This window comes from Flavobacterium sp. 2755 (genome assembly GCF_031455715.1).
In the GTDB taxonomy this organism is placed as follows: domain Bacteria; phylum Bacteroidota; class Bacteroidia; order Flavobacteriales; family Flavobacteriaceae; genus Flavobacterium.
Genome location: NZ_JAVDTG010000008.1, coordinates 179009 through 193464, shown reverse-complemented (window position 1 = coordinate 193464; position 14456 = coordinate 179009). Strand labels below are relative to the sequence as shown.

The window sequence follows — 14456 nt, the reverse complement described above, 5'->3', positions numbered from 1 at the left end:
TCAGAAACATGAAAAACTTAAAAATAGCTTTATCCCTATTAATACTTATAAGTATTACTAGCTGTGATGATTTCCTTTCGGAAAAACCAGATAACAGAACAGAAATTGACACACCTGCAAAAATTTCAGAAATACTAGTTGAAGCCTATCCGCAGATGAGTTATTTTGATATTGCAGAAACAATGTCAGATAATGTTTTTGACAGCGGAATGCCTGAAACATTAAGAAAAAATGAGCAAAGCTATAACTGGGATATTCAAACAGAAACAACAGATATAGACACTCAGGCTTACTATTGGGATGCCTGCTACACTGCAATTGCACACGCAAATAAAGCATTAGAAGCAATTGAAGATTTAGGAAGCCCTGCAAGTTTGAACCCGCAAAAAGGAGAAGCATTAATTGCAAGAGCATATTCTCATTTTATGCTGGTTTCACTTTGGTCAAAACGTTATAATCCTGCAACTGCTGCATCAGATTTAGGAATTCCTTACGTTACAAAACCAGAAACTGAATTAGTTACAAAATACAAACGTAATACGGTAAAAGAAGTTTTTGACTTTATTGAAAAAGATATCGAAGATGGTTTAAAAATCGTAACAAACGATTACAAACAACCAAAATTCCATTTCAACGTAAGCGCTTCAAAAGCTTTTGCCAGCAGATTTTATTTAATAAAAGGAGACTGGGACAGAGTACTAGAATTAACAAGCGATTTAGGTTCAAAACCAGTTGGTAAATTAAGAGATTTTGCATCTTATGATTTACTTAGTGCCGTTGATCAAAGATTAGCTTATGCAAGCAGCGATGCCGAAACAAATTTATTAATCGTTTCAGCAAATTCAATCGTAAGCAGATCATATTATTCAAACCGTTTTTACCTTTCGGGAGCTAGATATCCAGATATTTTTGGTACAGCAACAAGTTTGTTTAATAAACCTTGGTTATACAATTTTTACTCATCAAACAGCAGTATTACAGTATTTCTTCCTAAATTTTATGAATATTTCAAATATTCAAATGTAACAGCAGGAATTGGAGATCCATATGTTGCAGAAGTTTTATTAAGCAACGATGAGTTTTTCTTAAACAGAATCGAAGCTCACGTAATGAAAGGAGATATTGCAACAGCAAACGACGAGTTAGAATATTTTCTATCAACAAGAACTGTAGGATATGTACCAACAGACAAACTTACAGAAGCAAAAGTGGTAGCTAAATATCCGGTAATTGCAGATGAGTACACGCCGTTCTACACTATGACACCAGTACAAACATCATACGTAAAAGCAATTGCAGAAACAAGACGTAGAGATTTTATACACGAAGGAATGAGATGGTTTGATGTAAAACGTTTTAACATCGTAGTGAATCACGAAACAACAAACAAACCGGTAAACACTTTAGTAAAAGATGACAACCGCAGAGCAATACAAATTCCTTTGCACGCATCAAATACAGGTGTTGAATTAAATCCTAGATAATCTTTAAAATTAAAAACTTATGAAACTATTCAAATACAATAAAATTATCGTTATGGCCTTGGTTTCGGCAGCTTTAATTTCATGCGGAAGCGATGATCAGCCGGGAGAAAGCCAATTAGACTTTACACAGCCAACAAAAACAGCCTTAGATAATTGGATCACAACTACATATTTAAACCCATTTAATATTAATGTACAATACAAATGGAACCAAAATACAGTAGATAACAGCCGTTATTTATTTCCACCATCAGTTGAAAAAGTACAGCCGGCACTTGAAATTGTTGAAGAAATTTGGTTAAAAAGCTACTCAACAGTTGGTGGTGCAGATTTCGTTAAAAAAATCGCACCAAGAGAAATTGTTTTAGTTGGAGGAGTAAACTTAAACAGTGTAGGAACAAGAACCTTAGGTATAGCTGAAGGAGGGCAACGTGTTACATTGTTTGAAACAGATTATATCGATCAGACAGATCGTGCAAACGTTTCAGAATTTATTCATACAATTCAGCACGAGTACATCCATATTTTGAATCAAAACAAACCTTTTGACGAAAAAGCATGGGCTGCAGTGACACCTGTAGGATATACAGCAGACTGGTATAATTATGATATTCCGGAATCAAACGAAATCGGGTTTATTACATCTTATGCGAGATCAAATATTAATGAAGACTTTGCAGAAACAGCTTCAACGATCTTAATTTTTACAAAAGCAGAATACGAAGCATTTTTAGATGGTATCGAAAGTCCTTTCGCATATCAGGCATTAAAAACAAAAGAAGCCTTGGTAGTAAAATATTTCAAAGAAGCATTTAACATGGATTTTTATGCTTTAAGAGATGAAGCTGAGAAAAACACAACTGCTGTAATAAACAACTAACACAAGTATCATGAAAATAAAAAACATATATAAGTATTTATTTGCAGCTATTTTGATACTGCATTTAAGCAGCTGTAATAACAATACAGATGCCGACCAATTATTTGACGAAACGCCTACAACACGTTTAAACAATCAAAAATCTGAACTTAATACTGCATTACTTTCATCACAGTTTGGTTGGAAAGCGGTTTATTTTACAGATAATACAGTTTTAGGCGGATACACACATTTGTTTAAGTTTGCACAAGATGGAACTGTAGAAATGGCTTCAGATTTTGATGCTGATACTAATGTATACAAAAGTGAATACGCAATACAACTTGGAAGTACAGTAAGTTTAACATTTACTACAAATAACAGAATTCACCTTTTATCTGACTCAGATAGTTATCCAATTCCGGCATTAAGAGCTAAAGGATATTTAGGAGATTTTCAGTTTTTATACTACGGACAAGAAAACGGAGAAATCATTTTTAAAGCAAACAGAAACGGTACAGAAATTCGTTTTGTAAAAGCAACTGCTGATGATTGGACAAAATTGTCTCAGAATTTAGTAATGGAGCAAAACGTTATTGGAAGTGATGCAAGACCGCTTTTTAGATTATTAGAAACGACAGACGGTACAACAACGCACAAATTTGATTTTTCTTTTAGCGAAATAACGCGTTTTGCAGAATCTAATTCTATCGAAAGCGGATATTCTATCAGCTACAACATGGGAGTAGGGTACACACCAACTGGAATTGTAGTAAGCCCTGCAGTAGAAGTAGGCGGGCAAAAATTATCAAACTTTGTGTATAATGATGCTGACGGAAGTTTTACAGCAACAGGAACAGGAGGAGTTAAAGCTGAAATTAAATATTCTAGTAAACCTTTAATCATTACAGATGACTATAAGAACTTCTTAAATGGTCAGCCGCAAATGGTTATTAGTTTTATTACTGCCAACCTTTATACAGCACCAACAACATCAACATACTTTAAAACGTTATTTGACGCTGCAAATGCTACATTACCGGCAAACCAAAAAATAACCAGAATTCAAATTTATTTCAATTCAGCTTTTGGTAACTATATAGAATATCGTTTCGCAGGCGGAAGACCAAGCGTTTATCACAACTTTACAACAAGTGCAGATGATACAAACAAACGTATTATTCTAACTCACGATTCATGGGATAACGGATCAGCATTTATTCCGGCTCCGGCTTTCTTAAAAAATCTTGATGATGAATTCTTCAACGCAGCAGGACTTTACCTGAAAAAAGAAGCATTTAAAATCCAGTTTACAAACAACATCTATACAGTTACAAGTCCTACGAATAACTTTAGAACAACAACATATCAATTATAGTAATTTTTAGTTTTAATTTTTATTTTGGAGAAAGCAGCTCATTCATTTGAGCTGTTTTTTTATTAAAATCAGATATCCTAAAGAATAATTAGTATGAAAAAATATATAACACCAGCAAATATTTCCATTTTCATCTGGGGAATAGGGCTTTTATTTATAAATGAGATGTACTATGAGTATTTAAGATACTATTTATATATCTCTATAATTCTTGCAGTTATTGCTATAATATATGATCGTTTAAAACGAAAAAAAGAAAACCAGCATCAGTAGAAAGAAAATATCCTTTAAAAATTGATGTTAAGATTTTAGTTTTATTTATTTTGGTGGAAGCAGCTCAGTTTTTTGAGCTGTTTTTTTGTTTGTAATAAAAGAAAATTCTGAGCCAATTTTTATAAAACAAATTTTATTAAATGCCCAAATACTCTATATTTGTAATTCGAAAAATAAAAACGAATACCTTAATATGAAATTACTAGAAGGAAAAGTAGCAATCATTACTGGCGCGAGCCGCGGAATTGGTAAAGGAATTGCAGAAGTTTTTGCTAAACACGGAGCAAACGTAGCATTTACATATAGTTCATCTGCTGCATCTGCAGAAGCTCTTGAAGCTGAGTTAAATAGTTTAGGAGTTAAAGCAAAAGGTTACCAATCTAACGCAGCCGATTTTAATGAGGCACAAGCTTTTGTTGATGCTGTTTTAGCAGATTTTGGAACAGTTGATATTTTAATTAACAACGCCGGAATCACAAAAGACAACTTACTTATGCGTATGTCTGAAGCTGATTTTGACCAGGTTATTGATGTTAACTTGAAATCAGTTTTCAATATGACAAAAGCAATCCAAAAAACTTTCTTAAAACAACGTGCAGGTTCTATCATCAATATTAGTTCTGTAGTTGGAGTTTCTGGAAATGCAGGGCAAACAAACTACGCAGCTTCAAAAGCCGGAGCAATTGGTTTTACAAAATCAGTAGCTTTAGAATTAGGTTCTCGTAATATTCGCTGCAACGCAATCGCTCCAGGTTTTATCGAAACTGAAATGACTGCAAAATTACCGGAAGATGTAGTAAAAGGATGGAGAGACGGAATTCCGTTGAAACGTGGCGGAACTACTGAAGATGTTGCAAATGCTTGTCTTTTCTTAGCTTCAGATATGAGTGCATACGTTACAGGACAAGTTCTTAATGTTTGTGGAGGAATGCTTACTTAATAGTTTGCAGTGTTCAGTTTTAAGTATTCAGTAAATATATAATCTGAAAAATAATAAAGAGAACACATTTGTTATAATTCGATTTCTAATGCTGATCACTAAAAACTGATTACTGAATACTAAAAAAATATGACTACAAACACGATTTTATTATTATTACTTTCTTTAGTAATAGCGGGTGGTTTGTCGTACTTTCAATACTTTTATAAAGCCAAAAACAAATCAAATCTGATTTGGTTTTTGGCTTTTTTACGTTTTCTGGCCATATTTGGATTATTGGTTTTATTGATAAACCCGATAATTTCTAAAAGTTCGCTCGAAATAACCAAAACACCATTAGCCATTGCAGTCGATAATTCGAGTTCAATAACAGCTTTAAAATCAGATAAAAAAGCAGTCGAACTATATCAAAAGCTAATCTCAAATCCTGCATTAAAAGAAAAATTCGAAATTCAGTCGTATCAGTTTGACGACGAATTTAAAACTTCAGATAAATTTGATTTCAAAGGAAAACAAACCAATTTAGATGAAGTTGCCAAGAATTTAAAAAGCATCAACAAAAACCTGACTTTCCCAACGGTTATTATTACCGACGGAAATCAAACTACAGGAAACGACTACGTTTATAGATTCGATCCTGCTAATAAAGTTTATCCTTTGGTTGTAGGAGATACAACTACGTTTTTTGATTTAAAAATAAATCAGCTTAACGTAAACAAATATGCATTCCACAAAAATAAATTTCCCGTTGAAGTATTCCTGCAATATGCCGGAGACAAAACCACAACTGCCGATTTTACAATTTCGCAGGGAAATTCAATTGTAGCAAAAGAGAAAGTTTCTTTTTCTCCATCAAAAAAAACGGCCACTTTAAATTTACTTTTACCAGCTGATAAAGTAGGATTACAAATTTTTAGAGCCAATATTTCATCAAACGCAAAAGAGAAAAACAGCTATAATAATATCAAGAATTTTGCGGTTGAAATCATCGATCAAAAATCAACGATTGCAATTGTTTCGGCAATAAACCACCCGGATATTGCGGCCTTAAAACGTTCCATAGAAGTTAATGCACAACGTAAAGTGATCTTGGTTAAACCAAATGATATTAATCAGTTACAAGAAGCTTCAGTTCTAGTTTTATATCAGCCGACTTATGCTTTCAAACCAATTTTTGACAACAATAAAGCAGCCGGAAGAAATACCTTTATCATAACCGGAAACAGCACCGATTTTAATTTTCTAAATCAGCAGCAAAACAATTTAATCTTCAAAATGAGCGGACAGGTTGAAGATTATTTATCAGAGTTTCAACCACAGTTTAATTTGTTTGCAATCGATAATATTGGTTTTGAAAATTTCCCGCCATTGCAAAATGCATTCGGAACAATTTCTACAAACGGAAATGTATCTGTTTTGCTTTCTTCAAAAATTAGAAACGTTTCTACCAATGCACCTTTATTGGCTTTCGCCGAAAATCAAGGAAAACGAACCGCTTTTCTTTTAGGAGAAAACAGCTGGAAATGGCGTTTACAAAGCCATATCGACAATCAGTCATTTGAAAAATATGATGTTTTTGTAGATAAGATAATTCAGTTTTTAGCAACATCAACTTCAAAAAAATCATTAGTAGTAACACACGAAAGCTTTTATAATTCTGGAGAAGAAATTGTAATCAACGCCCAATACTTCAATAAAAATTATGAGTTTGACGAAAAAGCAAGACTAACAATCACGGTTACAAATGCTGAAACCAAACAAGCTAAAAACTACGATTTATTAAAAGGAAATAATTCGTTCTCCGTAAATTTAGAAGGATTAACAGCAGGAAAATATAATTTCACCGTAAAAGAATTAAATTCAAACACATCGTATTCCAGTCATTTTGAAATTTTAGATTTTGATATCGAAAAGCAATTTGTAAATCCGGATGTTTTAAAACTGAAACAATTGGCTTTACAAACCAACGGAAAAGCTTTCTTCGAAAATCAAGCACAAGATTTGATCAATACACTTTTAGAAAACAAAGAATACAAATCAATCGAGAAAAACGTGTCAACCAAAACTCCAATAATTGACTGGGTTTGGTTATTGATATTAATTGCTACTTTGTTGACAACGGAATGGTTTGTTAGGAAATATAATGGACTGTTGTAAGAACTTCTAAATATCGTTTTATATAAAACCTAAATTTCTTGATATGTTTAATTTCTTTAAAAATAATAGTAAAGATGATGTTGTTTTTAATAAGTTTAAATTACTGCTTGAAAGCAAAGGACTAACTATTGATTCTATTGATAAAGATGGTTTCATTCATATAAACTTAGATGAGTCTGATTTAAAAGTAAATTTGGATAATGTTAGACGCAATTATGAAAGAGATTCGGATGATATTCATATAACCAATTTAATTAATACAATCGTTTCACATTCTTTTAAAAAAGAAGATTGGGAAAATATAAAGGACAAAGTATTTGTTCAGTTTTTTCCTAATGACTTCGAATTTGAAAATCTTATAAATGAAAAAGTTACAAATGAATTTAGTAAAGCTTTCATTGTAAATACTGATAATGGTTTTTCATTTATTTCCAATGATGATTTGTTAGACTGGAACTTAAACTTAGAACAACTAAAAAATCAAGTTGATTTTAATTTAGACACTTTGCTAGATAAAGTACAGATTGAGGTTGAAGATATCGAAGAGCATAAGCTTGGAATGATTAATATTGAGGATGTGTGGCTTAAGAGTGCTTGCCTTTTTTCATTAAAAATTAAGGATTTAATTAAAAACAAAATAGGTTTCCCTTTTTATGCTGTTATTCCGGTGAGAGACTTTTGTTATGTTTTTTCAGAACAAGATTTTCAATATTTTTCAGAACGTCTTGGCTCTGTAGTGCTTGAAGAATATGAGAAGTCAGGATATCCAATTACAACTGAAATTTTAAAATTTTCAGAAACAGGAGTTGAAGCAATTGGTAAATATTAGATAAAACATGGATTTCAGGCTAAAAGTTTTCTACACCGTTGCGCTCCGCCTTAATTTTACTAAAGCGGCAACCGAATTGTATATAACGCAGCCAGCGGTTTCCAAGCATATTCAGGAACTCGAAGAAACCTACAAAACAAAACTTTTTGAACGAAACGGTTCTAAAATCGCTTTAACTCCTGCCGGACAAATTCTGTTAAAACATACCAAAGAAATCTTCGAAATTTACCGAGAAATCGATTTTGAAATGAGTTCGTTTATCAGTGAACGTCAAGGATTATTGCGATTAGGCGCAAGTACCACAATTTCACAATATATCATTTCTCCAGTTTTGGCACGTTTTCACCAAAAGCAAAAAGACATAAAAGTCAATTTGTTAAACGGAAATACAGAACAAATCGAAAACGCCTTAATCAATAAAGAAATCGAAATTGGAATTGTCGAAGGACAATCAAAAAATCAATCCATAAAATACATTCCGTTTTTAAAAGACGAATTGGTTTTAGTCTGTAACAGCAACAATCAATTTGTACAGCAAAATGAAATTTCGGTAAACGATTTAAAATCAATGAAATTCATAACTCGCGAACGCGGATCAGGAACACTTGAAGTTATAGAATTTGCACTTAAAAATGTCGGTTTAAAATTCTCAGACTTGCAAATCGAAATGCAATTAGGAAGTACAGAAAGCATAAAATCATATTTATTAAATTCAGATTGTTTTGCTTTTATGTCCATTCATGCAGTGAGCAAAGAATTGAAAAACAAAGAATTAATTGTTTTAGATGTTGAGAAATTAGCAATAGAAAGACATTTTTATATCATTACTTTATTAGGAAAATCAGATCCTTTATCAGAGTTGTTTATTCAGAATATCGCAAACCATTATAACTTGAAGTTATAGTCGATTGTATTTTACGATTGGCGAATTCCATTTAATCAACGGAACTTTGCAGAGTAAATATCAATTACTCTATTTTGAAAACGAAACAACATTCCGCGTCACATTTATTTGAAATAAATCATTTTTTACAGCAGTTAATTTTTGCTGTGGTAATATTACTGTGTTTATTTTCGATAATTTCTCCACCAGTTGCATTATTACTTGGTGTTATCATAGTGAATGTATTTGGAAATCCATTTGTAGAATTCAACAGCAAAGCCATAACTTTTTTATTGCAGTTTTCAGTAGTAGGTTTAGGCTTCGGAATGAACGCAGCAAGCGCATTCTCAGCAGGTAAAGAAGGATTTGTATTGACTATATTTTCAATTTTCAGCACCTTAATATTTGGTTTTCTATTGGGAAAATGGCTTAAAACCGAGAAAAAAACATCACATTTAATTTCATGCGGAACGGCAATTTGCGGTGGAAGCGCCATCGCATCAATTTCTCCCGTAATAAAATCAAACGAAAACCAAACATCAATCGCTTTGGGTGTAATATTTATACTAAATTCAATTGCGTTGTTTGCTTTCCCATTCATCGGACATCAGCTTGATTTGTCTCAAAAAGATTTCGGATTATGGTGCGCGATTGCTATTCACGATACAAGTTCTGTAGTTGGAGCCGCAAACAAATATGGAGCCGAAGCTTTGCAAATCGCAACAACCGTAAAACTGGCCAGAGCCTTATGGATTATTCCAATTTCACTTTTAACAGCCGTTATTTTTAAAAATAAAAATAGTAAAATAAAAATCCCTTATTTTATCGGATTGTTTGTTTTGGCAATGCTTATCAATTCTTACATTCCGCAAGTATCGATTGTTGCACCGCACATAGTAAATCTGGCTAAAATTGGTTTAACAATTACATTGTTTTTAATTGGAGCAACTTTAAATGTAAACACTTTAAAATCAGTAGGAGTAAAGCCTTTACTCCAAGGAGTTTTTCTTTGGGTATTTATTGCAGGCTTAAGTTTAGCGTCAATTATTTTTCTAAGCTAGATTATTTCACATTAGAAAATTTGACAACAGGTTTACCAATCAATTTATATGATTTTCCCTTAAAAGAAAAACGCCTCTCAATTTCAAAATTAAATGATTTTTTAGTTTTTGCCATTGCAGCGATTTCTTCAGGAAGATCAACCTCAAATTCATCTTCGGCTTTAGCAGCTTTATTAAAAGAGCCGTTCGTTTTTATAATAATATCCCTAAAATGTTTTTTAGTATTATCGTTCACAACAGTATAAGAGCCAGACCATTCAACACTCGCTACATTTGTTAACTGATATTTTTGTACTTCCATAATGGGCTGATATTTACCATCAAAACCAGCAACTAAGTATAACCAGCCTTCAAAAGGTCCGCCTGCACCGCCATTTACATGTAGTAAAGTAAAAGCATATTGATCTTCTCCAATTTGCAAAAGTTTAGGTTTTGGTGATTGTGAAAAAGCACCAAAAGCAGCAACTGCAGGCTGAAAAGATCTCATTTCCCAAGCATTACCATTTTTAGCAAATTTTGCCAAACCTAATAAACCGCCAGAAAAACGTCCGGTTTGTAAACCATCAGCATCATAATATGAATGATTAAAAGCCAAGATTTTGAATTGGTTTCCTTTAGAATCAGCATAATCAATATTGGAAAGAAGTCTTGTTGCCACACCTTCAGAATAAGGAAACAATTGATCACCTTCAACACCATTCACATCAGTAAAAGGCAAAGGTTTACAAGTTTTACATTTCCAGCTTATAAATGTATTATGATCAGAAAGATTGTATAATTTTCCTGGAAACAGTTTTTGCATTGTTTTTACCCCGTCAATTGGGTCTTGCATTTTAAGAACCCGCTTGGTATTTAAGATAGTATCGTTAATGTTTTTTAGCTCTATGTCAGCTTCTTGAGCGAAACAAACAGAACTAATAAGAAGCAAAAAAAATAAATGTATATGGCGCATATTTATAAAACTAAAGTCACTAACAAACTTACAAATAAAAATCTTTAACATGAACTTATATCACTTATATGGTTCAAAAACTTATAAAAGTTAAATTAACATATTCTTCAAGGGTAATCTTTTAAATTATCTTTAAATACGGTAACTTTGCCTTCCAAATACAAAAACAAAATGAAAAACTTCAAAATGAGGCCAAAGTTAATTGCACTCTTCGCATTAATTATTGGTTTTTTTACTTTATCATGGGGAATTGTAGGCCATGAGAGAATTAATAAAGCAGCTGTAATGGCTTTACCACAACAACTTCAGGTTTTCTTTTACAACCACATTGATTTTATTACGCAGGAAGCTTCTGTTCCGGATATTCGTAAATATGCTTTAAATTATAAAGACGAAAATCCAAGACATTATTTCGACATGGAAAACTTTGGTTCTGCAGACAGTATTCCGCAGTCAATAGAAGCCGCAAAGAAAAAATACGATGCTAAATTCTTGAACGATAACGGAATTTTACCTTGGTATATTGAAGATATGATGGCGAAATTAACTAAAGCTTTTAAAGATAAAAACAGAGCAGAAATTTTATTTCTTGCTGCAGATTTAGGTCATTATATTGGTGACGCGCATATGCCATTACATACTTCTGCAAATCATGATGGACAATTAAGCGATCAAAAGGGAATTCATTCTCTTTGGGAAAGCAGACTTCCTGAATTATTTGCTAAAAATTATAAATTAAATGTTCCTCAGGCTCAATATTATGGAGATGTTCATAAAGCAATTTGGGACATGATCAACGATACACACAGTTTAGCACAGCCATTATTGGATATCGATAAAAAACTAAGAACTTCAACGCCGGAGAATCAGGTTTTTAAAATGGATGCTGACGGAAAAGTATTAAAAAGCAAATACAACACTCCAATTTTCTCTGATGAATATGCAAAGAAACTAAACGATCAGCTAAACGGAATGGTGGAAAGCCAAATGAAAAAAGCCATTACTGCAACAGCAAGTTTTTGGTATACAGCTTGGGTAAATGCCGGAAAACCTGATTTAAGCGATTTAGATTCATCAGCTGTAACACAAAGAAATAACCAAGCTTTAAAAGACGATTTATTATTGTTTAAAAAAGGAGATTTATTCGGATTGAAAAATCAGAATGATTAAATTTTTGTTTCAGGTTTAAAGTTTCAAGTTTCAACAAAAAGCCTCAAATTCTAAATGAATTTGAGGCTTTTTGTTTTTAGTTGGTATTTGGAATTTCAAAAATTTGAATTAAGATTGTAGATTTAGATTGCGTAGACGCACTGCTGTGCGTCTCTACGATTAATTCATGTCGATCAATCCATCTCAATATATTTTATACACAACGATATTATGTAGAGACGCACAGCAGTGCGTCTACGCCCAGTATTTCACGCCTAGGTATAAAAAATCTGTTTAAATCCGCCAAATCTGCGGGCCATTAACCGCATTTTTACTTCTGATATTTCTTCTCCTTCAGCAAAAATGAAGCAGATTGATAATAAGAAATAGTTTCATTAACCAAATCCATTTTTTGCTTTTTCAACGGCATTTCGTCGTACTCAACCTGAAAATCAGATGAAACACTATCTTTTGGATCTAATTTTAAAGCAAATTGTTTTACCTCTTGTTTAGGCGATAAAATAGTCAAAACATTATCTTTTATTAAGCCTAAATCCTGATAAGTAGCAATAAACGCCCTTGGTTTATAAGAAGGTTTTAAAACATCCTGTCCGAAAAATTTACTGTCATAATCAAAATGCAATAAACCAAAAAGCGTAGGCATAAGATCAATTTGCGACATTAATTTATTACATTTTTCAGGTTTTTCATTCGGCGTATAAATAAAAGCCGGAATCCTGTATTTGTCAAGCGGAAGTTCCGTTTTTCCGGCACTCGAAGCACAATGATCAGCAACAATTACAAAAACAGTATTATTGAACCAAGGCTGTTTTCGGGCCATATCAAAGAATTTTTTAAGCGCATAATCAGTATATTTTACGCCGCCGTCACGAGATTTAATATCACCCGGAATATCAATTTTATTGTTTGGATAAGTAAAAGGCCTGTGATTACTCACCGTCATAATATGATTAAAGAAAGGCTTATTTTGTCCAGCTTCAGCATTCATTACTTTAATCGCCTTGTTGTACATATCCTCATCACAAACACCCCAAACGTTTGAAAACGTGATTTCCTCTGGAGTAAAACTAGATTTATCTACAATTTGATAACCGTTGCCAGAATAGAAATCCTGCATATTATCAAAAAAAGCATCCCCGCCGTACATAAATTTCACGTTATAACCTTTCTGTTTAAATACAGAACCGGTAGAAAATTTGTTCTTATTATCTTCACGTTTTACAACACTTTCTCCAGCAGTTGGCGGCAGACATAAAGTAACAGCTTCAAGTCCGCGTACAGTGCGGTTTCCGGCAGCATACAAATTCGTAAACTGAAGGCTTTTTTGAGATAAACTGTCTAAAAACGGCGTTATATTTTCTTGATTTCCATACGTTTTCATAAAATCAGCACTTAAACTTTCAACCGTAATTAAAACCACATTTTTATGACTTTCAATAGAATCACTGGAAATTTTCTGAAATGTATTTTCTCCGGAAATAGTGGGAAACTGTTTCTTCAAAATAGTAAAAGCTTCCTGATTCGGCAGTGTTTTGTAAAATTTGAAATAATCTAATTTGTTGTTTTCAAACGCCAGATAGAACTTATATAATCCATTAGACTGCAATTCATTTACAAATACATTTTTAGAGTTTTCGGTCTTCGCCAAAGTTGGAATCGCAACAAGTGAAATCGCAAATAAAAGCCAGTAAACGCCAGATATTTTTACTTTTTCAGTAAAAGAAGGAATCTCGTTAAGATAATCCTTAGACCTTTTAACTATAAAATAAGTAACAATCCCGCTAACCAGAAATAAAGCCGAAAATAAAGGAATTACAGGGTAAGACTGCATAATATTCCCAATAACTTCGTTAGTATAAATGAGATAATTAACCGCAATGAAATTGTATTTTACACCAAATTCGTTCCAAAAGAAATATTCACTCAATCCGTTTTGCAGAATTAATAAAACATATAGAAAAACGACAAACGAATAAAGCCAAAATCTAAGTTTGGTTCGATATTTTGGCAGCAAAAGAAAAACTGTAAATAATATTGTTTTTAACCCTATAAAAATCAAGATAATTCTGGGTAAAGCGCCTCCGTATTCGTCAAATATACTTTTTCCCGAAGCCGTATATAAAAGTAACAAACCCAAAAATCCTAAAATAACATAACCATAAGGCTTACTATATTTAGATTCTGAAAGGAAAATAAGATACAGCCAAAGAAAAATCGAGGCAATCACGAAAACAAAAAAATCTGAAAGTAATCCTAAACCAAAAATTTTCAAGCTTTCTAAAAATTTAAAAGAACTTTGCGTTATTGGATGAAAAATCAAAACAATTCTCAATATAAAACTTACAGAAAAATAGAAAATGGCCAGATTATAAAACGGGGAAAATTTTTTAAAAGAACTCATGGTATTTTATTTTCTGCAAAATTAATTTCGAATAATTAACGACAGATGAAGTTACCCTTTTACCTTACT

At 32.5% G+C, this 14456-nt stretch carries 11 protein-coding genes; 9 read left to right on the top strand and 2 right to left on the bottom strand.

What is annotated here, in order from left to right:
* Positions 1–8: 8 nt before the first annotated feature.
* The 8 genes from J2Y38_RS18560 to J2Y38_RS18525 all read left to right on the top strand — a co-directional run bounded on the left by J2Y38_RS18560 (position 9) and on the right by J2Y38_RS18525 (position 9864).
* Positions 9–1484, top strand: a complete 1476-nt coding sequence (locus tag J2Y38_RS18560; RefSeq protein ID WP_309845442.1) for a RagB/SusD family nutrient uptake outer membrane protein — start codon at positions 9–11, stop codon at positions 1482–1484.
* Between the two features lie 19 nt (positions 1485–1503).
* On the top strand, positions 1504–2364 hold the full coding sequence (locus J2Y38_RS18555) for a substrate import-associated zinc metallohydrolase lipoprotein (RefSeq protein ID WP_309845441.1): 861 nt from the start codon (positions 1504–1506) through the stop codon (positions 2362–2364).
* Positions 2365–2374: 10 nt separating this feature from the next.
* Positions 2375–3721: a DUF4302 domain-containing protein gene (locus J2Y38_RS18550; RefSeq protein WP_309845438.1), complete on the top strand. Its 1347-nt coding sequence runs from the start codon at positions 2375–2377 to the stop codon at positions 3719–3721.
* Positions 3722–4187: 466 nt separating this feature from the next.
* Positions 4188–4934 (top strand): 3-oxoacyl-[acyl-carrier-protein] reductase, encoded by a 747-nt coding sequence (gene fabG, locus J2Y38_RS18545; protein ID WP_026729795.1) that lies wholly within the window; start codon positions 4188–4190, stop codon positions 4932–4934.
* A 129-nt stretch (positions 4935–5063) separates the two neighbouring features.
* Entirely contained in the window at positions 5064–7091 is a 2028-nt protein-coding gene (locus J2Y38_RS18540) for a hypothetical protein (protein WP_309845436.1), read from the top strand.
* A 43-nt stretch (positions 7092–7134) separates the two neighbouring features.
* The gene (locus tag J2Y38_RS18535) at positions 7135–7920 is read left to right on the top strand and encodes a hypothetical protein (RefSeq protein ID WP_309845433.1); all 786 of its coding nucleotides are present in this window, start codon (positions 7135–7137) and stop codon (positions 7918–7920) included.
* Positions 7921–7927: 7 nt separating this feature from the next.
* Positions 7928–8824, top strand: a complete 897-nt coding sequence (locus J2Y38_RS18530) for a LysR family transcriptional regulator (protein ID WP_309845431.1) — start codon at positions 7928–7930, stop codon at positions 8822–8824.
* A 74-nt stretch (positions 8825–8898) separates the two neighbouring features.
* A complete protein-coding gene (locus J2Y38_RS18525; protein WP_309845428.1) occupies positions 8899–9864 on the top strand; it encodes a putative sulfate exporter family transporter in 966 nt (321 codons plus the stop codon).
* A 1-nt stretch (position 9865) separates the two neighbouring features.
* Here the strand turns inward: J2Y38_RS18525 and J2Y38_RS18520 are convergent, their stop codons facing one another.
* Positions 9866–10696, bottom strand: a complete 831-nt coding sequence (locus J2Y38_RS18520; protein WP_309845424.1) for a hypothetical protein — start codon at positions 10694–10696, stop codon at positions 9866–9868.
* Positions 10697–10987: 291 nt separating this feature from the next.
* Here J2Y38_RS18520 and J2Y38_RS18515 point away from each other — a divergent pair, with 291 nt between their 5' ends.
* Positions 10988–11986 (top strand): zinc dependent phospholipase C family protein, encoded by a 999-nt coding sequence (locus tag J2Y38_RS18515; protein ID WP_309845423.1) that lies wholly within the window; start codon positions 10988–10990, stop codon positions 11984–11986.
* A gap of 310 nt (positions 11987–12296) precedes the next feature.
* Here the strand turns inward: J2Y38_RS18515 and J2Y38_RS18510 are convergent, their stop codons facing one another.
* Positions 12297–14387 carry a sulfatase-like hydrolase/transferase gene (locus tag J2Y38_RS18510; protein ID WP_309845421.1) on the bottom strand — a complete coding sequence of 697 codons (2091 nt, stop codon included), beginning with the start codon at positions 14385–14387 and terminating at the stop codon, positions 12297–12299.
* Positions 14388–14456: the final 69 nt, after the last annotated feature.

Excerpts from the sequence above, each read along its gene's own strand:
- J2Y38_RS18555 (WP_309845441.1), top strand. The coding sequence starts at position 1,504 with ATGAAACTATTCAAATACAATAAAATTATCGTTATGGCCTTGGTTTCG.
- J2Y38_RS18540 (WP_309845436.1), top strand. The coding sequence starts at position 5,064 with ATGACTACAAACACGATTTTATTATTATTACTTTCTTTAGTAATAGCG.
- J2Y38_RS18510 (WP_309845421.1), bottom strand. The coding sequence starts at position 14,387 with ATGAGTTCTTTTAAAAAATTTTCCCCGTTTTATAATCTGGCCATTTTC.
- J2Y38_RS18560 (WP_309845442.1), top strand. The coding sequence starts at position 9 with ATGAAAAACTTAAAAATAGCTTTATCCCTATTAATACTTATAAGTATT.
- J2Y38_RS18520 (WP_309845424.1), bottom strand. The coding sequence starts at position 10,696 with ATGCAAGACCCAATTGACGGGGTAAAAACAATGCAAAAACTGTTTCCA.
- fabG (WP_026729795.1), top strand. The coding sequence starts at position 4,188 with ATGAAATTACTAGAAGGAAAAGTAGCAATCATTACTGGCGCGAGCCGC.
- J2Y38_RS18550 (WP_309845438.1), top strand. The coding sequence starts at position 2,375 with ATGAAAATAAAAAACATATATAAGTATTTATTTGCAGCTATTTTGATA.
- J2Y38_RS18515 (WP_309845423.1), top strand. The coding sequence starts at position 10,988 with ATGAAAAACTTCAAAATGAGGCCAAAGTTAATTGCACTCTTCGCATTA.
- J2Y38_RS18530 (WP_309845431.1), top strand. The coding sequence starts at position 7,928 with ATGGATTTCAGGCTAAAAGTTTTCTACACCGTTGCGCTCCGCCTTAAT.
- J2Y38_RS18535 (WP_309845433.1), top strand. The coding sequence starts at position 7,135 with ATGTTTAATTTCTTTAAAAATAATAGTAAAGATGATGTTGTTTTTAAT.